Raw genomic sequence first — 18,182 nt, 5'->3', positions numbered from 1 at the left:
GGAGCCATAAGCAGCCATGAAGATGAAGCACGAAACCATCGAGACCAATGCAGGCCTGCTGGTCATTCTCACCCTGATCGTGATCAGTATCGGCGGCCTGGTGGAGATCGTCCCCCTGTTCTACATCGACGACACGGTGGAGGAGGTGGACGGGGTGCGCCCCTACACGCCGCTGGAGCAGCGGGGGCGGGATATCTATGTGCGCGAGGGGTGCTACAACTGCCATTCCCAGATGGTGCGGCCCTTCCGGGACGAGATGCTGCGTTATGGGCACTATTCCCTGGCGGCGGAGTCCATGTATGACCATCCCTTTCAGTGGGGCTCCAAGCGCACGGGGCCGGACCTGGCCCGGGTGGGCGGCAAGTACTCCAACGAATGGCATGTGCGCCACCTGATCGACCCGAAATCAGTGGTGCCCGAGTCCATCATGCCGGGCTATCCCTGGCTGGCCCGGCGTGATCTGGCCTACGACGACATCGAGCGGCGCATGCGGGCCCTGCGGCGTGTGGGCGTGCCTTACTCCATCAACGAGGAGGAGTACCAGGCCAACGTGGAGCGTTTCGGTGAACAGACCGCGCGCATGCTGCATATCGATGATGCCCGGGAGAACCTGGAGGCCCAGGCGCGTCGGGGCAACTATGACGGCGATCCATCGCGCATCACCGAGATGGATGCCATGGTGGCCTATCTGCAGATGCTGGGCACGTTGGTGGATTTCAGTCAGTACGACGAGGGTTACTTCGTCGAATTTCGATGATGGGGTGTTGACGTGGCAGACCTCTGGCTTTGGATCACGGACCTGGGCAACAGCAAGATCGTGGCGCTATTGCTGTTCTTCAGCACCTTCGTGGGTATTCTCATCTATCTGTTTTCCAGTCGCAGTCGTTCGGATCGTCTTGAATCCTATCGTTATATTCCCTTCGACGATGAAGACACGCCTGAACAACGCGACCAGGACAGGAAGGACCGGCCATGAGCGAATCCGGACAATCACCTGAAGCTCCCGCCGGCAAGGGCGTGCCGACCACGGGTCACACCTGGGACGACAACCTGCGTGAACTGGATAATCCCTTGCCCCGCTGGTGGCTCTGGGGCTTTTATGCCACGGTGATCTTCTCCCTGATTTACTGGCTGCTGTATCCGGCCTGGCCGGTGGCCGACACCTTCACCAAGGGGCTGAGCACGGTCACCTTCGAGGTGGATGGCGAAGAGCGGACAACTCACTGGAACAGTCGCGCGCTGCTGGTGCGGGACATGCAGACCGGTGATTCCGCGCTGCGCCAGCGTGAGTTCTTGCAGGTGATTGACGATAGCACCCTGGACGAGGTGCTCGGCGATACCAACAAGCTGGCCTTCGTGAACTCCTATGGCCGGGGGATGTTCGGTGACTTCTGCGCCGCCTGCCATCAGACCGGCGGGGCGGGGCTCATGGGTGTGTATCCCAACCTGGCCGACGATAACTGGCACTGGGGCGGGGATGTGGAGACCATTGCCCAGACCATTACCCACGGGCGACTGGGGTTCATGCCTGATTACCGTGAGGTGCTGGACGAGCAGCAGCGGGACCATGTGGCGGCCTATGTGCTGAGTCTGGCGGGATATGAGGGGGATGCAGAGAAGATCGCCCGGGGCGGGGAGATCTTTCAGGGGCGTGAGGGTGGCTGCCATGCCTGCCATCGGCACGATGGCACCGGCCTGCGCTCCCAGGGGGCCCCGGACCTGACCAACGATATCTGGCAGAACATTGATGTGGCCGGCGCCGAGGACGATGCGGCCCGCCGCGCCCTGATCAGTCAGCTGGTTCACGACGGGGTGCGCCAGGAGATGCCGGCCTTTGGTGATCGCCTCTCCGATGCCGAGATCAAGGTGCTGGCCACCTATGTGCACCAGTTCGGGGGTGGTCAGTAGCGCGCATGCCCGACACTCAGTACCAGGCCCGTATTCCCATCTACCCCCGGGCCGTCAAGGGGCGTTTTCGCAACCTGAAGTGGAGTGTGCTCGCCCTGGCCTACGGGGTGTACTTCCTGCTCCCCTGGCTGCGCTGGGAACGTGAGCACGCAGCCAATCAGGCGGTGCTGTTCGATATCCCCGGGCGCCGTTTCTATCTCTTTGACCTGCTGGTGCACCCGCAGGACATCTTCTGGCTGGCGGCGTTGCTGATCATCCTGGCGCTGCTGCTGTTCATGGTGACGGGCATTGCCGGGCGGGTGTTCTGCGGGTATTTCTGTTTTCAGACCCTGTGGACCGATGTGTTCATGCTGATCGAGCGCTGGGTGCAGGGGGATCGGGCGGCGCGCATGCGACTGGCCGAACGGGGCGGCCCCCGGGCGACGGCGCTCAAGGGGGCCACCCATGGGCTGTGGCTGCTGGTGGCTTTTGCCACCGGGCTGACTTTCACCCTGTACTGGGCCAATGCGCCGGATCTGGTGGTGGCCTTCTTCACCGGTCAGGCGGCGTTTGCGGCCTATGCCACCGCCGGGTTTCTCACCATCACCACTTACCTGCTGGCGGGCCTGCTGCGCGAGCAGGTGTGCACCTATATGTGCCCGTATGCCCGCTTTCAGAGTGTGATGTTCGACAAGGACACCCTGATCGTGTCCTACGATGCCGCGCGGGGGGAGGGCTCTGAAGGCCGCTCGAAGCCCGTGCGGGGCTTGCGCAGTCGCGAGGAGCGTCAGGCCAGGGGCGTGGGTGACTGCATTGATTGTGGCTATTGCGTGCAGGTGTGCCCGGTGGGCATCGATATCCGTGACGGGCTGCAGTACCAGTGCATCCACTGTGCCCTGTGCGTGGATGCCTGCGACACGGTGATGGATGGTCTGAAATGGCCCCGGGGGCTGGTGCGCTATACCTCGGAGAATGCCCTGGAGGGGCGGCGCACCCGGTACTTCAAGCCCAAGACCATTGGCTATGCAGTGCCCCTGGTGTTGATTGCGGTGCTGCTGGGCTGGGGCATCGCTCATCAGACGCCCCTGGATGCCTCGGTGAGCCAGGTGCGTCAGCCCCTGTTCGTGCAGCTATCGGATGGCTCCATCCAGAACAGTTATGAAATCCGCCTGCACAACAAGGCGCAGCACCCGGTGGTGCTGGAGTTGAGGCTCACCGGGCTGGACGGTGCGGCGCTGGACACGGGGCGTATCGAGCGGGTGAGCCTGATGCCGGAGCAGCGCACCACGTTGCTGGCAAGGGTGCGTTACGACGTGCCGGCGGGGGCGCCGCGGCAGCAGGGGGTGGTGTTCGAGGTGGTGCCGGTGGAGCCGGAGGGGATGGATGTGGTGCGGGTGGAGTCGCAGTTTATCTTGAGATGAGCGGAAGGCGGGCGCTGTGCCTGAATTGATACCTACTTTCAGCAGGTTGACAACATCATGGATCCATTAGTCCTCACCCTGAGCCTGGGCGTCGTTGCCGGCATCGTCCTGTTCTTCGTGCTCTACCGCTTCACCCGGCTGCGGGCCTACCAGACCTCCCTGACGGTGCTGGTGTTCACCATGCTGGTGTTCATCCCCATCTCGGTGGTTTTCTGGCCCGGGGCGGATGTGTTTGCCATCCATCTGGCCTTTTATGTGATCACCCCCTACGGCCTGGGCATCATCATGAACCAGATCGAGAGCCAGAAAGGCCGGGGTGAGAAGGTGGGGCGACTGCAGGTGCACTGGGCGCCGGCCACGATCATCGGTTTTTTCCTGGTCATCGCCACGGTCAACGGCATCCTGGTGACTGTGGCCCACCAGGGTATGCCCAGTAATCTGGTGGGACGCATCCTGCCGGAGCCGCGCAGCGGCGCTGAACAGGTGACTTCCTTCTTCCCGGGCACTGCCGCCCACATCTCTCACAAGAATCAGGCCCTGGCCCAGGAATATATGCAACAGGCCAAGGTGCAGGCCGAGCGGGGTTGGCAGGTGCGCCAGGGGTGGCTGGAGGCGCCCCGGCTGGATGAGCCCAGCACCTTCCAGGTGAAGGTGACCGATCGGGAGGGTGAGCCGGTGCGCCGGGCGCAGATCGTGGGGGAGTTCATGCGGCCATCCGATGAGCGAATGGATCAGGTGTTCGAGATGCGTGAGGTGGGGCCGGGACTGTATCAGACGCAATTGCGCTTCCCGGCTCCGGGGCGCTGGGATCTGCTGCTGCAGGTGTACCGTGGTGAGGATCTCCATGAGCAGCGGGGCGTCACTTCCGTGAGGGAAGGGTGACCCGGGAGCCTTGTTACCACTGCGGCTTGCCTGTCCCCGAGGGCAGCCCCGAGGGCAGCAAACTCGGCCGGGTAGTGCTGGGGGAAGAGCGGGTCTTTTGTTGTCCGGGTTGCCTGGCGGTGGCGGGTGCCATTGTCGACGCCGGTCTGGAGGACTATTACCGGCATCGCACCGAGACCCCCGACGGCCCACCGGACCCGTTGGCGCCTCTGGCAGGCCTGGATCTTTACGATACCGAACAGGTACAGCGCAGCTTTGTGCATGTGGCCGAAGGGGATGTGCGCGAAGCCTCGCTGATGCTGGAGGGCATCACCTGTGCCGCCTGCGTGTGGTTGAGCGAGCGCCATGTGAAGGCCCTGCCCGGGGTGCTGGATTTTTCGGTGAACTATTCCACCCATCGGGCGCGGGCTCGTTGGGACGCCAGTCGGGTTCAACTCAGCCGGATTCTTCAGGCCGTCCATGAGATCGGTTACCGGGCCCATCCGTTTGATCCGGGGCGCCAGGAGGCCTCGTTCAAGCGTGAGAGGGACCGTGCCCTGAGGCGCCTGGCGGTGGCCGGGCTGGGCATGATGCAGGTGATGATGATTGCCGTGGCCCTGTGGCTGGGGCACGGCGTGGCCGGGCAGGAGGACATGATGCACTTCCTGCGCTGGGTGGCCCTGTTCATTGCCACGCCAGTGGTGGTGTATGCGGGTGCCAGCTTCTTCACCTCGGCCTGGCGGGATGTGCGCCAGCGTCGCTTGGGGATGGATGTGCCGGTGGCCCTGGCCATTGGTTCCACTTATCTGGCCAGCGTGTGGGCCACGGTCACCGGCAGCCATGAGCATGTGTATTTCGAGTCGGTGACCATGTTCGTCTTCTTCCTGCTCACCGGTCGTTACCTGGAGATGGAAGCGCGTCAGCGGGCCGGCCAGGCGACGGAGGCACTGGGTCGGCTGTTGCCGGCGGTGGCCACGCGTCTGATCGACACGGGGGAGGAGCAGGTGTCTGTGACGGAGCTTTCACCGGGGGATCGGGTGCGCATTCGCCCGGGGGAGCCGGTGCCTGCCGACGGCGTGGTGGAATCCGGGCGCTCCAGCGTGGATGAGTCCCTGCTGACGGGGGAGAGCCTGCCCAGGGCGCGGGGACGGGGCGATGGGTTGACAGGGGGCACGGTGAACGTGGAGAGCCCGCTGGTGATGCGGGTGGAGCAGGTGGGCGCCGATACGGTGCTCTCGGCCATCCAGCGCCTGCTGGACCGCGCCCAGACCCAGAAGCCGCGCCTGGCGGTGATGGCGGAGCGCGGCACCGGCTGGTTCGTGGGGGCGGTGCTGGTGCTCACGGTCCTGGTGGGGTTGGTGTGGTGGTTGTGGATTGATCCGGCCCGGGCTTTCTGGGTGATGGTGGCCATGCTGGTGGTGAGCTGCCCCTGCGCCCTGGCCCTGGCCACGCCGGCGGCGATCACGGCGGCCACGGGGGCGTTGACCGGCCGGGGCCTGCTCACCGCCCGGGGAGAGGCCCTGGAGGGGCTGGCCGGTGTGACCGATGTGGTGTTCGACAAGACGGGGACGCTGACCGAGGGGCGGTTGAGTCTGCGCGGGGTGGAGGTGCTGGGGGCCCTGGATCGTGGTGCCTGTCTGCAGATGGCTGCGGCGCTGGAGGTGGGGTCGGGGCATCCGGTGGCGAGGGCGTTGCTGCAGGCGGCGGAGGATGAGGCGACTGCCGGGGCTTGTGAGGCTTCGACATTCGCGGCCGAGGGCCGCTCCCACGGGGGCGGAGTTCTGGCCCCGGAGGCCGGTGCTGATGGGGATGGCATGTGGGAGCGGCCCTCGGCCGCGAAAGGGGAGGCACCGGACGATGACGGGCCCCGGACCTTCCCGGGCCTGGGTGTCGAGGGCTGGGTTCATGGTAGGCGGGTGCGCCTCGGCAGTCCCCGGTTTGTGGCCGAACTCATCGGCGGCGAGGCAGGCGGCCACCTTCTCGAAGTGGCCCGGCAACATGCTCAACACGGTACTGTCATCGCCCTGGGTGACGAGGCCGGCCCGCTGGCCCTTTTCACCCTGGAGGACCGGCTGCGGCCCGATGCCCTGCCCACCGTGGAGGCCCTCAGGGAACGCGGCCTGAACCTGCATGTCTTCTCGGGTGATGATCCGGCCACGGTGAAGCGCCTGGCCGTGGGACTGGGCATCGAGGATGCCCGGGGCGGCCTCACCCCCGCCGACAAGCTGGCCGCCCTGGAGGCCCTGGAGACGCAGGGGGCCCGGGTGGCCATGGTGGGGGATGGGGTCAATGACGCGCCGGTGCTCTCCCGGGCCACGGTATCGGTGGCCATGGCCGGGGGCACTCAGCTGGCGCAGGCCAGCGCCGACATGATCCTCTACCGGGATCAGCTTTCGGTGCTGCCGGCAGGGCTGGACAAGGCCCGGGAGACGGCGCGGGTGATCCGCCAGAACATCGGCTGGGCCATTGGCTACAATTCCATTGCATTGCCCGTGGCGGCTGTGGGGCTCATCACCCCCTGGATCGCGGCGCTGGGGATGTCCCTGAGCTCGCTGCTGGTGGTGGTGAATGCCCTGAGGCTGCGCGATCAGGGTCTGACGGGCGGGAGTGAGGGCGCATGAACATTCTTTACTTGCTGATCCCCCTGGGGATCATCTTCATGGCAGTGATCCTGGCGGCGTTCCTGTGGACGGTGCGCGCCGGGCAGTATGATGACATGGAGGGTCCGGCCCACCGGATCCTCATGGATGACGATGACCCGAGGATCCCGCGTCGGGATCCGGCATCCCGGGAAACCCGGGAGGAGGACAGGTGATGCTCGACAGGTTGAACGAATGGGTCGCGGCGGCCCGCCGCCTACCGGTGCTCAGACACCCCATGTTCAGTTTCGAGAACGGGGCGATGACCTTCATCGTGTTCCTGATCATCCTGGGCTGGGTGAGCTTTTTCTCGGTGATCCTGCTGGGATAGCCCCCCAAAAGGGGTGCCTCCATTCCCAAGGCGCAACCGTGTGGAAGCGGGCCTCGCCCGCGAAAGCGGTGGGCACATGGTTTGGTTCGGGCGCTGCTGTCGCAGCGCATCGCCGGCCGGCCGGCTCCCACAGGGGGGGCAGGAGACAAGGGGCGAACCCCATACATTTTGCTTTGCAAGCCCCTCTCCCGCTGGCGGGAGAGGGGTTGGGGTGAGGGTGGAGGAGCGCTGATCAGGCCGCCATGGCCTTGCGTAACTTGCCGATGGCGTTGTTTTCCAGTTGCCGGATGCGTTCGGCGGATACGCTGTATTCGGCGGCCAGTTCGTGCAGGGTGGCTTTGTCTTCGGCCAGCCAGCGCCGGGCCAGGATCTGGCGGCTGCGGTCGTCCAGGGCCTCCATGGCTTGCTGCAAGCGGGTGTGGTGGTAGCTGTCCCAGTCGCTGCGCTCCAGGGCCTGGGCCGGGTCGTCAGTGTGGTCGGTCAGGGACTCGGACGGGGGCAGGTAGGGGGTGTCGTCGTCCTGGGGTTCCGGGTCGAAGCTCATGTCCTGTCCGGCCATGCGCGACTCCATCTCCATGACCTCGCGGGGGGTGACGCCCAGATCCCGGGCCACGGTGTCCACTTCTTCCTGGCTGAACCAGCCCAGACGCTGCTTGGCGCTGCGCAGGTTGAAGAACAGCTTGCGCTGGGCCTTGGTGGTGGCCACCTTGACAATGCGCCAGTTGCGCAGCACGAATTCGTGGATCTCGGCGCGGATCCAGTGCACGGCGAACGAGATCAGGCGCACGTTCATTTCCGGATCAAACCGCTTCACCGCCTTCATCAGGCCGATGTTGCCCTCCTGGATGAGATCCCCCAGGCCCAGACCGTAGCCGGAGTAGCCCCGCGCGATGTGCACCACGAACCGCAGGTTGTGCATGACCAGCGTGCGCGCCGCCTCCAGATCCTGGTGGTCGCGCAGGCGACGGGCCAGCGACTTTTCATCGTCGGCCTCCAGCACGGGCAGCTGATTGACCGCCTGGATGTAGCTCTCCAGGTTGCCGACCGGTACGGCCAGATTGTCTTTCGTGGCGACTAGCGCGGTGTTCATCGTTGGCGTCCTCCCCATTCCTGCCGGAATGCCGTGATTTTAGCAGTCTGCTCGTTGGAGTGCTAACCGGTGGGGGAGTTCCTGCAAATTGTAGGGTCCAAAAAAGGTAGACAAGGTGCCTGTCCCCATTCAGCGTCCCATTCGGAAAAGGGGTCTATCCTCTGATGGGGTCAGGAGGGTTCGATGTGCTTGAGGTGGCGGCCTACGGTGATCCAGGAGCCGGCGAGGCCGAGGAGGGCGCCGGTGGCCAGGAGGGTGAGGCTGTCGGTGGGCGTGAGGCCGCGGATGCCGTACTGGCCGCCGTAGAGGGCGGCCAGATCCTGTACCGGGTAGGTCAGCAGGATGCGGGTGGTGGCGACGATGAGCAGGGCGATGAGGGCGCCGCCCAGGCCCAGCCAGAGGCCGCCGTAGAGGAAGGGGCGGCGGATGAAGGCGTCGGTGGCGCCCACCAGCTTGGCCACCTCGATCTCCTCGCGCCGGTTCTGGACGTCCAGGCGGATGGTGTTGCCCACCACCAGGATCACCCCCAGCCCCAGCAGCAGCGCCAGGATGAGGGTGGTGCGCTCCAGGGTGTCCATGATGGCGTAGAGGCGCTGCACCCATTGCATGTCCAGGCTGGCGTTTTCCACCTCGGAAAGTTCGTTCAGGGACGCCACCAGGGCCTCCAGGTTGGCCGGGGTCTGGGTGTCCAGGGCCGGAGTGACCAGGATGACGGCCGGTAACGGATTCTCCCCCAGGGCATCCACGGCGTCACCGAACCCGGAATGGGTGCGAAACTCCTCCAGGGCCTGATCCCGGGTGATCCCTTCGGTGGTGGCCACGTCGGCGCGCTGGGCCAGGCGGGTGGCCAGGGCCGGGACATCGTCATCCGCCACGGAAGACGCCAGGAAGACGGAGATCTGCGCGGTGCGGTCCCACTGGGGCGTGACCTGCTGCAGATTGACCAGGATGAGGTACAGGATGCTGGGCAGGGTGAGCGCGATGGCGATCACCAGCAGGGTGAGCAGGCTGGAGAAGGGGGCCCGATAGAGCTTGCCCAGGCTGAACACCAGGGCCCGCAGATGATTGATCCCGTAGGCCTGGAAGCGGGCATGGGTGGTGGGACGGTTGAGCCGCCGGCGTGACCTGGAACTCATGCGGGCTCCGGCTGGGCTTCGCGCTGCAGGCGGCCCTCGTGCAGGCGCACCATGGGCTTGCCCAGGCTGGAGATGAGTTCCAGGTCGTGGCTGGCGATCATTACCGTGGTGCCCACCTGGTTGAAGCGGATGAACAGTTCCATGATCTCCCGGGACAGATCCGGGTCCAGATTGCCGGTGGGTTCGTCGGCCAGCAGGATGGCCGGCTTGTGCACCACCGCCCGGGCGATGCCCACCCGCTGTTGTTCGCCGCTGGATAGGGTGATGGGGGCAGCCCCCTCCTTGTGCAGCAGCCCTACCCGGTCCAGGGCGGCGCGGGCCCGGCGGGCGATCTCGTGCTGCCGATAGCCCTGGATCACCAGGGGCAGGGCCACGTTGTCGAAGACGCTGCGGTCATGCAGCAGGTGGTGATCCTGGAATATGATGCCGATTTGCCGACGAAAGTAGGGGACCTGCCGGGGGGCGAGCCCGGCCAGGTCCTGATCATTGACGATGAGACGCCCACGGGTGGGCCGCTCGATCAGGGCGATCAGCTTGAGCAGGGTGCTCTTGCCGGCCCCGGAATGGCCGGTGAGAAAGGCCATGGCGCCCTTGTCCAGCTTGAGATTGATGCGGGACAGGGCCTCATGGCCGGTGGGGTAGCGCTTGGTGACGTTCTTCAGGTGGATCATGGATTGGGGATGGCGCCAGGGGCGCCGTCACTCCTTTTGAGCGCCATCCGACAGCAATGCCCGGGCAAAGTCCTTGGCGTCGAACTCGCGCAGATCCTCGATGCTTTCCCCCACGCCGATGAAACGCACCGGGATGCCCACCTTCTGGGCCATGGCAAACAGGATGCCGCCCTTGGCGGTGCCGTCCAGCTTGGTGACGGCGATGCCAGTGACGCCCATGGCCAGGTCGAAGTCCTGGGCCTGGTTGAGGGCGTTCTGGCCGGTGCCGCCGTCCACCACCAGGAGGATTTCATGGGGGGCGTCCGGTTCCAGGCGCTGTATCACCCGTTTGACCTTCTTGAGTTCGTCCATGAGATTGGTCTGGGTGTGCAGACGGCCGGCGGTGTCGGCGATGAGCACGTCCATGCCGCGGGATTTGGCGGCCTGCAGGCCATCGTAGATCACCGAGGCGGAGTCGGCCCCCTTGCCCTGGGAGATCACCGGGGCCTGGTTGCGCTCGCCCCAGGTCTGCAGCTGTTCCACGGCGGCGGCACGGAAGGTGTCGCCGGCGGCCAGCATCACCGACAAGCCCTGGGACCGCAGGCGGTGGGTGAGCTTGCCGATAGTGGTGGTCTTGCCCGAGCCGTTGATGCCCAGCACCAGGATGACGTAGGGCTTGTGGTCACGGTCGATCTTCAGGGGCGCCTGTACCGGCTCGAGCACATCCACCATGGCCGCTTCCAGGGCCTTGACCAGGGCTTCGGCGTCCTTCAGTTCCTTGCGTGCGACGCGGGTGGTGAGGTTATCGAGGATCTCCTCGGTGGCCTCGATGCCCACATCGGCCATCAGCAGACGGGTTTCCAGTTCCTCCAGAAGCTCATCGTCGATGGCTTTCTTGCCCATGACCAGACCGGCCATGCCCTCGGTGAGGGTGGAGGAGGTCTTGGACAGGCCCTTGCGCAGCCGGGAGAAGAGGCCGGACTTGCTGGTGGGGGCTTCTTGCGTGGGGGCGGAGGGCTTGAGTGCCTCGGCCTTGGGCTCTGCAGGCTTGGGCTCCGCGGACTTGGGTTCGGGGGCCTTGGTGGGCTGGGGCGACGGGGCTTCGGCTGTGGTGGCCTTGCTGGGCTCCGGCTTCGCGGCCGGGGGCCGCTCCCACGGTTTTTCCGGGGGCTTGGGGGCCTCGGTGCGGGCCTGGGGGGGCTGAGTCCGGGAGGGCTCGGGTTTGCGGGCCTGATCGGGGGACGGTGCCGGTGCCGGGGGCGGCTGGGTGGCCCGGGCTTCGGGTGTCGGGGTCTTTGGGGGCGTCTGCCTTGCGGGCTCGGCGGCAGGGGGGGCGCTCGCCGGGGCCTTGCCGGGCTCGGGATGCCGGGCAGGGGGCGCTTTCGCCACCGGGGAGGGCTCCGTCGGCGTCTTCGGGGGCGCTGCGGGCCGAGGGGGCTGAGCCGTGGGTGCAGGGGCCTTCTCGGGCTCCGGCTTCGCGGCCGGGGGCCGCTCCCACGGTTTTTCTGCGGGCCCGGGTGCCTCGGTGCGGGCCTGGGGTGCGGGGGCCTCCTTCGGGGCGGAGCCGGCCTTGTCCCTTCGGGGAGACCTGATACTCTCGGGGGCCTCGATGATCTCCAGGGCCTCGAAGCTCTCGCCTCCCTCGGAGGACTTGGGGGCCTCGGAAGGTTTCGGAGCCTGGGTGGGCTCTGCGGGCTTTTTCTTTTTTCGGAAACCGAACATGGGTTGAGAAGGTCTACGGTGATCGAGTTGCCACATCCTACCACTGAGGAACGTCTGCCGAAATGAAACAGAAGGCCCTGCTGCTTTGCTTTGCACTGCTCCTGTTCGGCAATGGCCCCGCGCTGGCCGGGTCAGGGAGTGAGGTCCACGAATTCGAACTCGACAACGGCATGAAGGTGCTGGTGCGACCCGACACCCGGGCGCCGGTGGTCTCGTCCATGGTCTGGTACCGGGTGGGTTCCAGTCATGAACATGGGGGCATCACCGGGATCTCCCATGCCCTGGAGCACATGATGTTCAAGGGTACCGAGGAATATCCTGCCGGGGAGTTCTCGCGGATCATCGCCGAACTGGGCGGGCGCGAGAATGCCTTTACCAGCCGCGATTACACGGCCTACTTCCAGCAACTGGCCGCCAGGCATCTGGACCGGGCGCTGGAACTGGAAGCCGACCGGATGCAGAACCTGGCACTCCCCGAGGATGAATTCATCCAGGAGATGCGGGTGGTGCGCGAGGAGCGCCGGCTGCGCACCGAGGACAACCCCAATGCCCTGACCCGGGAACACTTCAATGCCACGGCCTGGCTCAACAGCCCCTATGGCATTCCGGTGATCGGCTGGATGGTGGATATCGACGAATACACCGTGGCCGACCTGCGCGACTGGTATGACCGCTGGTATGCCCCCAATAACGCCATTCTGGTGGTGGTGGGGGATGTCGACCCCGATGAGGTGCATGAGATGGCCAGGACCCGTTTCGGCGACATCCCGGCCCGGGATCTGCCCCAGGTGAAGTCCCGCACCGAGACCCGTCAGCTGGGTGAGCGGCGCATCACCGTGAAGGCCCCGGCCCGGGTGCCGCAGTTGCTCATGGGCTACAAGGTGCCGGTACTGCTCACGGCTGAGGAGTCCTGGGAGCCCTATGCCCTGCTGGTGGCCGCCGGAGTGCTGGATGGCGGCGAGAGCGCCCGCATCCCCCGGGAACTGGAGCGGGAGCGGGAACTGGTGGCCTCGGCAGGGGTGAGCTACACACCATTCTCGCGTCTGGACAACCTGTTAATGGTGCGTGCCACGCCCTCTGCCGACGCGGATCGTGACCAGGTGGAGCAGGCCTTGATCGAGGCACTGGAGCGGCTCAAGGATGAACCCATCAGAGAGTCGGAACTGGAGCGGGTGAAGGCGCAGGTGGTGGCCCGGGACGTGTACCGGCGGGACTCCATCCAGGGGCAGGCCATGCAACTGGGGATGCTGGAGAGCGTGGGGTTGTCATGGGAGGAGGGCGAACGCTTTGCCGAGCGAGTGCGTGCGGTCACGGCGGAGCAGGTACAGGAAGTGGCGCGGCGTTATTTCGACCCGGATCAGCGTACCGTGGCCTGGCTGGATCCCCAGCCCATCGATCCGGATGATCCGCCGACCTACTTCGAAGGCCATCTGCGGTGAGGAGGTGGATCATGACTGGAATCCGGATTGCTGAGGAGGATCGTACGGTGACTTCGATATTCGCGGCCGAGGGCCGCTCCCACGGGTGGAAAGGCTTGGTTGTGGCGCTGGCCCTGGCGCTTGGGGTCCCAATGGGTGCCACAGCCGGTGAGGGTGATATCCAGCACTGGGAGACCGACAACGGGCTGAAGGTGTATTTCGTGCCCGCGCCGGCCCTCCCCATGGTGGATATGCGACTGGTCTTCCATGGCGGCAGTGCCCGGGATGGAGATCAGCCCGGCCTGGCGCGACTCACCAACAGCCTGCTCTCCGATGGGGCCGCGGACTGGGATGCGGATACCATCGCCGAGCGATTCGAGGGCGTGGGTGCCCAGTTCAGCAGCAATTCGCAACGGGACATGGCCATGGCCTCGCTGCGGACCCTGACCGAGGCAGACTGGATGGAGACGGCGGTCGAGACCTTCGTGACCACCGTGAGTCAGCCCCGTTTCGAGCAGCGCGGGCTGGACCGGGCCCGACGTCAGGCCCTGGTGGCCCTGCAGGCCCAGGAGCAGAACCCGGGTGCCATTGCCAGGCGCACCTTCTTCGAGACGGTATACGGCGATCATCCCTATGCGCGCATGCCCATCGGCACCCAGGAGGGGCTTGAATCCGTGACCACGGATGACCTGAAGGCCTTCCACGAGCGCTACTACGTGGCCCGTAACGGCGTGCTGGCCCTGGTGGGCGGTCTGGATCGCGAGCAGGCCGAGGCCCTGGCTCAGCGGGTGTCCGAGGCCCTGCCCGAGGGGGAGCCGGCACCGGCCCTGCCGGAGGTGGAACCCCTGGAATCCGCCGAGACGGTGCGGGTGTCCTTCCCGTCCGAGCAGGTGCATGTGTTCATGGGGCAGCCCGGCATGGCCCGTGGGGATGCGGACTACTTTCCCCTTTATGTGGGCAATCACCGCCTGGGGGGCAGCGGGTTCACCTCCCGGTTGATGGATGAGGTGCGCACCCAGCGGGGGCTGGCCTACAGCGTGTTCAGTTATTTCTCACCCATGTCCCGGAGCGGGCCCTTCCTCATGGGGGTGCAGACCCAGGTGGATCAGGCGGACGAGGCCATCGGCGTGATGCGCGACACCCTGGAAAACTTCGTGGCCCAGGGCCTGGACGGGGATGAGCTCAACGCCAGCGTGCGCAATATCGTGGGTGGATTCCCGCTGCGCACGGCCAGCAATTCCGGGATCCTGGATCATGTGGCCATGATGGGCTTTTATGGCCTGCCCCTGGATTTCCTGGACACCTTTACCGATGAGGTGGAGGCCCTCACGCCGGAACAGGTGAACGAGGCCTTTGCCCGCCGGGTGGATCCGGAGCGCCTGGTCACGGTGATCGTCGGAGGCGAGGGTTGAGGGGCGCGCCGCGCCGGGGCGCCCCCGGGCGGCTGCGGATCATCGGCGGACAGTGGCGCAGCCGTCGCCTGCCGGTGCCCCATGCGCCGGGCCTGAGGCCCACTCCGGATCGGGTGCGGGAGACCCTGTTCAACTGGCTGCAGCCGGTGCTGCCCGGGGCCCGATGCCTGGATCTGTTCGCCGGATCCGGGGCGCTGGGGTTTGAGGCGGCGTCCCGGGGGGCTGCCAGGGTGGTGGTGGTGGAACGCGATCCCCGGCTGGCGGCCCACCTGCGGGAGCAGGTGGCAGCCCTGGGCGCTGAACAGATGGAGGTTCAGGCGCGGGATGGACTGGGGTATCTGCGGCAGTGCGAGGAGGGGTTTGATCTGGTGTTTCTGGATCCGCCCTACCGGCAGGGCCTGCTCGTGGACGCCATCGAATGCCTGGAGCGCCCCGGGCTGTTGCGCCCGGGGGCGCGGGTGTATCTGGAGCACGAGTCGGATGCGTCCGCACCAAAATTGCCCGAGGGCTGGGAGGTGCTGCGGGAGACCCGGGCGGGGGATGTCATGGGGGTGTTGGTTCTTATCCCTTGACCTCCGCCAGCAACCGCCGCGCCAGCCGCTCCGATTGACCCGCATAGCCACCGCCAAACAGGTTGAAGTGGTTCAGCAGGTGGTACAGGTTGTACAGGTCCTTGCGGATCCGATACCCCGGATCGCGCGGCCACGTGGCGTCATAGGCGGCGTAGAAATCCCGGTCACAGCCACCAAACAGTTCCGTCATGGCCACGTCCGTCTCCCGGTCCCCGTAGTACACCGCCGGATCGAAGATCACCGGGTTCCCCTGGGCGTCCGAGTCGTGATTCCCGCCCCACAGGTCACCGTGCAGCACCGAGGCTTGTGGCCGATAGTTCGTGAAGAAGGCCGGCAGGGATGCCATCAATTGTTCCACGGCTTCCACCAGGGTCCGACCGGCGCCCTGGTCGCGCGCACGGCCCAACTGATAGCCCAGGCGGTGCTCACGCCAGAAATGCACCCAATCGTCGCTCCAGGTGTTGATCTGCGGCGTGCTGCCGATGGTGTTGTCCCGGTGCCAGCCATGGCGGGGCTGGGTGTGCTGGTGCAACCGGGCCAGTTGCTCGCCGAAGGCTCGTGAGTTGCGCGGCCCACCCAGGGGGATGTGCTCCATGATGAGATAGCTGCGTCCATCGGTGATGCCATGACACAGGGGCGTGGGAACGCGGATCTCTCCTGGTTCTCCCAGGGCCTGCAGGCCTTCGGCCTCGGCGGCGAACATGTCCTCCAGGTCCGGGCGGTTGAGCTTGACGAAGAAGCTGCGCCCGTCCTTGCCTTCCAGCACGGCCGCCTCGTTGATGCAGCCGCCGCCGGCCCCCCGGTAGTTCTTGAGGGTGAAGCACTCGCCGCTGGCTTGAGTGATCTGGTTGGAGAGGTTTTGCCAGAGGGTCATGGTCTACCTTGCTTACAGACAGGGGTTCTCGGTATACCCCGGCGCATCACAGATCCGCGTCAGCGGCTGGCTCAGGTTGTCGTCGCCGGACCAGCGGGTCTGATGCAGGATCTGCGACTGGCTCAGGCGGGAGCGGGGCGTCACCGGGGGCAGCAGGCTGCTCAGGGTGGTGGGGGTCAGGCCCATGCGCACCTCGTAGATCACCTGGTAGGCCAGCACCCGGCGCACATAGTCGCGGGTCTCGCGGAAGGGAATCAACTCGGCCCACACATCCGCGGGCACGGCATCCTCGGGCAGCCAGCTGCGCACCCGGCCCGCCCCCGCGTTGTAGGCGGCGGTGGACAACATGGGATGGCCGCCAAAACCCTCCAGATTGCGCTTGAGGTAATAGGTTCCGATGCTCACGTTCACCTCGGGATCCAGCAACTGCAGGTTGTGATTGATGCTCAGGCCCACGTTGGGGGCCATGGAACGACCGGTGGCGGGCATGATCTGCATCAGTCCCAGGGCGCCGGCGTGGGAGCGGGCGTCTTCCATGAAGGCACTTTCCTGACGGGCCACGGCCATGGCCCAGGCGGGGTTGATGCCCTGTGCGGAGGCCTTTTCGGTGATCAGTCGGGCGTGCGCGAGAGGGAAGCGCAGGTCGATGTCGTCGAACCGCTGGGCCCGGGCCGCGGCAAAGATGGCCCGGTCGTGCCAGCCCACGCTGCGCGCCAGGATGGCAGCGGCGGCCAGGTCGTCGCCTTCCAGTTGGTTCTGCAGGTGGAACCACTCCCGACGAGCGTCGATATGGCGCCCCAGGGCGCGCAGTTCCATGGCGCGACGCAGGGTGTCGTTCCGGGCGATGTCCTGCAGACGACCGGATTCCACGTCCAGCGGGCGGTGGCCGATGCGATACGGGGCATTGATGCGGTCGGCGGCAAGAAAGCCATAGAAGTTGCGGCTCTCGGCCACCTGCGCGTACAGGGCACGGGCACTCCTGTCGTCGCCCATCTGTTCCAGCGCACGGGCATGCCAGTAGCGCCAGACATCCTCTTCGCGGCTGTCGGCCGACATGTGGGTGATGGTCCGGGCCACGGTCTCCCAGTCCTGACCCGCCAGGGCGGCGCGGGCCTGCCATTGCCGGAGTGTGTCGTCAAAAACCGCATGGGAAAGGGATGCCAGGTGGGGCAGGGCATCCTGGCGTTCCCGCACGGCCAGACGCAGGGCGATGAAGCGCTGGGTGTCCAGGGCGTCCTGGCGGCTCAGGCCCCAGTCGGAATCCGAGCTTTCCCAGATCTCCAGGGCCTCGCGCGGATCCCGGCGGGTGAGGCGATTGAAGGCATGGGTGATGATTTCGCTGGCGCGGGGATGGGTATCGGCCCGCCAGTTGATGTCACTGATGCGTTTCGGGTTTTCGTGGAGGGAGACCCAGCGGTTGGCCCAGGTCCGGTCCTCTTCGGGCATGTAGCGGCGCAGGTACCGGGCCAGGCCCGGTTGACCGGCCTCCATGGCCAGGCTGAAGCGGCCCCAGGCCAGTTCAGGGGTGAGGCGGCCGGCGTCGCGCCAGGCATTGAAGATGGGGTCGCAGGCATCGGGCTGGGAACGGCCCACCAGCCAGAGTTCCTCCACGCCCTCCAGGGCGCGCTGGCGCTGCCCTGTCCTGAGCAGGGCCGTGTGATGGTGGCAGGTGAGGGTGGTGCCCAGCCCCTCACGGTAGTGTTCCCGATAGGTCGTCCAGTCTTCATCCCGGGCCAGTTGGGTGAGCCAGCGGATCTGCAGGCGGCGCCCCGGGGGCGTATCGCCCCAGCGCTCCAGGAACTGCTCCACCTCGCTGGGGCGAAGCTGCGAGAAGCGTTTGTTCAGATCGGCATGCAGCAGGTAGGGCAGCAGGGGGTAATCCTGGAGGGCCTTGACGCCACTCTGGAAGGCCTGGCGATCGCCGCGGTTCAGGGCCGATTCGGCGCGCTCGAAGGCGGCGCGCTCGGCGGTGGTCTCGGAGATGAGGGCCGCTGCCATTCCCGGCAGCAAGAGCAGGACCGGAATGAGCAGGCCGGCCAGTCGGATCGATGACATCAATAAACCCCTTCCGGGTAGGTGCCCGGTTCACTTCAACCACCGACTCTAAGGCCGTGGTGCAAGTTCCTGCAAGGGACATCACTGTGGAAGCGGCCTCTGGAATGACGAGGC

At 66.1% G+C, this 18,182-nt stretch carries 17 protein-coding genes; 11 read left to right on the top strand and 6 right to left on the bottom strand.

Translation table 11 applies throughout. The annotated features are described in order from the left end of the window. Nucleotides 1-22 precede the first annotated feature (22 nt). Genes ccoO through LPW30_RS03900 form a run of 8 tightly spaced genes read left to right on the top strand, consistent with a single transcriptional unit; the run spans nucleotide 23 to nucleotide 7,139 of the window. Nucleotides 23-757, top strand: a complete 735-nt coding sequence (ccoO, locus tag LPW30_RS03935; protein WP_025282863.1) for a cytochrome-c oxidase, cbb3-type subunit II — start codon at nucleotides 23-25, stop codon at nucleotides 755-757. Nucleotides 758-769: 12 nt separating this feature from the next. Continuing rightward, complete coding sequence (locus LPW30_RS03930) at nucleotides 770-976, top strand: cbb3-type cytochrome oxidase subunit 3 (RefSeq protein ID WP_025282862.1); 207 nt, start codon at nucleotides 770-772, stop codon at nucleotides 974-976. Beyond that, complete coding sequence (gene ccoP / locus LPW30_RS03925; protein WP_025282861.1) at nucleotides 973-1,908, top strand: cytochrome-c oxidase, cbb3-type subunit III; 936 nt, start codon at nucleotides 973-975, stop codon at nucleotides 1,906-1,908. Before LPW30_RS03930 ends, ccoP begins: the two co-directional genes overlap by 4 nt. A gap of 5 nt (nucleotides 1,909-1,913) precedes the next feature. After that, nucleotides 1,914-3,308, top strand: coding sequence for a cytochrome c oxidase accessory protein CcoG (gene ccoG, locus LPW30_RS03920; RefSeq protein ID WP_239680135.1), 1,395 nt, complete (start codon nucleotides 1,914-1,916; stop codon nucleotides 3,306-3,308). A 57-nt stretch (nucleotides 3,309-3,365) separates the two neighbouring features. Further along, nucleotides 3,366-4,190 carry a FixH family protein gene (locus LPW30_RS03915; RefSeq protein WP_238623807.1) on the top strand — a complete coding sequence of 275 codons (825 nt, stop codon included), beginning with the start codon at nucleotides 3,366-3,368 and terminating at the stop codon, nucleotides 4,188-4,190. Next, entirely contained in the window at nucleotides 4,187-6,790 is a 2,604-nt protein-coding gene (locus tag LPW30_RS03910; RefSeq protein ID WP_338018807.1) for a heavy metal translocating P-type ATPase, read from the top strand. Before LPW30_RS03915 ends, LPW30_RS03910 begins: the two co-directional genes overlap by 4 nt. Continuing rightward, nucleotides 6,787-6,984, top strand: a complete 198-nt coding sequence (ccoS, locus tag LPW30_RS03905) for a cbb3-type cytochrome oxidase assembly protein CcoS (protein ID WP_025282858.1) — start codon at nucleotides 6,787-6,789, stop codon at nucleotides 6,982-6,984. Before LPW30_RS03910 ends, ccoS begins: the two co-directional genes overlap by 4 nt. Continuing rightward, a complete protein-coding gene (locus tag LPW30_RS03900; protein WP_156946814.1) occupies nucleotides 6,984-7,139 on the top strand; it encodes a hypothetical protein in 156 nt (51 codons plus the stop codon). The genes ccoS and LPW30_RS03900 overlap by 1 nt, the downstream gene beginning before the upstream one ends. A gap of 232 nt (nucleotides 7,140-7,371) precedes the next feature. Here the strand turns inward: LPW30_RS03900 and rpoH are convergent, their stop codons facing one another. The 4 genes from rpoH to ftsY form a co-directional block, all read right to left on the bottom strand. Further along, nucleotides 7,372-8,229, bottom strand: a complete 858-nt coding sequence (gene rpoH / locus LPW30_RS03895) for an RNA polymerase sigma factor RpoH (RefSeq protein ID WP_025282857.1) — start codon at nucleotides 8,227-8,229, stop codon at nucleotides 7,372-7,374. Nucleotides 8,230-8,399: 170 nt separating this feature from the next. Beyond that, the gene (ftsX, locus tag LPW30_RS03890) at nucleotides 8,400-9,365 is read right to left on the bottom strand and encodes a permease-like cell division protein FtsX (RefSeq protein ID WP_239680133.1); all 966 of its coding nucleotides are present in this window, start codon (nucleotides 9,363-9,365) and stop codon (nucleotides 8,400-8,402) included. Further along, a complete protein-coding gene (ftsE, locus tag LPW30_RS03885) occupies nucleotides 9,362-10,036 on the bottom strand; it encodes a cell division ATP-binding protein FtsE (RefSeq protein WP_025282855.1) in 675 nt (224 codons plus the stop codon). The genes ftsX and ftsE overlap by 4 nt, the downstream gene beginning before the upstream one ends. Nucleotides 10,037-10,063: 27 nt before the next feature. Next, nucleotides 10,064-11,404 (bottom strand): signal recognition particle-docking protein FtsY, encoded by a 1,341-nt coding sequence (gene ftsY / locus LPW30_RS03880; RefSeq protein WP_239680230.1) that lies wholly within the window; start codon nucleotides 11,402-11,404, stop codon nucleotides 10,064-10,066. Between the two features lie 395 nt (nucleotides 11,405-11,799). Between ftsY and LPW30_RS03875 the strand changes: the two genes are divergently transcribed. The 3 genes from LPW30_RS03875 to rsmD all read left to right on the top strand — a co-directional run bounded on the left by LPW30_RS03875 (nucleotide 11,800) and on the right by rsmD (nucleotide 15,139). Then, on the top strand, nucleotides 11,800-13,176 hold the full coding sequence (locus LPW30_RS03875) for a M16 family metallopeptidase (protein ID WP_238623790.1): 1,377 nt from the start codon (nucleotides 11,800-11,802) through the stop codon (nucleotides 13,174-13,176). Between the two features lie 131 nt (nucleotides 13,177-13,307). Continuing rightward, entirely contained in the window at nucleotides 13,308-14,567 is a 1,260-nt protein-coding gene (locus tag LPW30_RS03870; protein WP_239680132.1) for a M16 family metallopeptidase, read from the top strand. Next, on the top strand, nucleotides 14,564-15,139 hold the full coding sequence (gene rsmD, locus LPW30_RS03865) for a 16S rRNA (guanine(966)-N(2))-methyltransferase RsmD (RefSeq protein ID WP_239680131.1): 576 nt from the start codon (nucleotides 14,564-14,566) through the stop codon (nucleotides 15,137-15,139). The genes LPW30_RS03870 and rsmD overlap by 4 nt, the downstream gene beginning before the upstream one ends. Here rsmD and LPW30_RS03860 read toward each other — a convergent pair. Together LPW30_RS03860 and LPW30_RS03855 are read right to left on the bottom strand one after the other, a co-directional pair. Continuing rightward, nucleotides 15,129-16,013 (bottom strand): fructosamine kinase family protein, encoded by an 885-nt coding sequence (locus tag LPW30_RS03860; RefSeq protein WP_239680130.1) that lies wholly within the window; start codon nucleotides 16,011-16,013, stop codon nucleotides 15,129-15,131. The two genes, rsmD and LPW30_RS03860, sit on opposite strands and share 11 nt — an antisense overlap. Before the next feature lie 12 nt (nucleotides 16,014-16,025). Then, the gene (locus LPW30_RS03855; RefSeq protein WP_239680129.1) at nucleotides 16,026-18,068 is read right to left on the bottom strand and encodes a transglycosylase SLT domain-containing protein; all 2,043 of its coding nucleotides are present in this window, start codon (nucleotides 18,066-18,068) and stop codon (nucleotides 16,026-16,028) included. Between the last annotated feature and the right edge of the window lie 114 nt (nucleotides 18,069-18,182).

It is taken from the genome of Ectothiorhodospira variabilis, assembly GCF_022227625.1.
Classification (GTDB): domain Bacteria; phylum Pseudomonadota; class Gammaproteobacteria; order Ectothiorhodospirales; family Ectothiorhodospiraceae; genus Ectothiorhodospira; species Ectothiorhodospira haloalkaliphila.
Note: the sequence above shows the minus strand (reverse complement) of the source record. Positions and strands in the feature narration are given on the sequence as shown.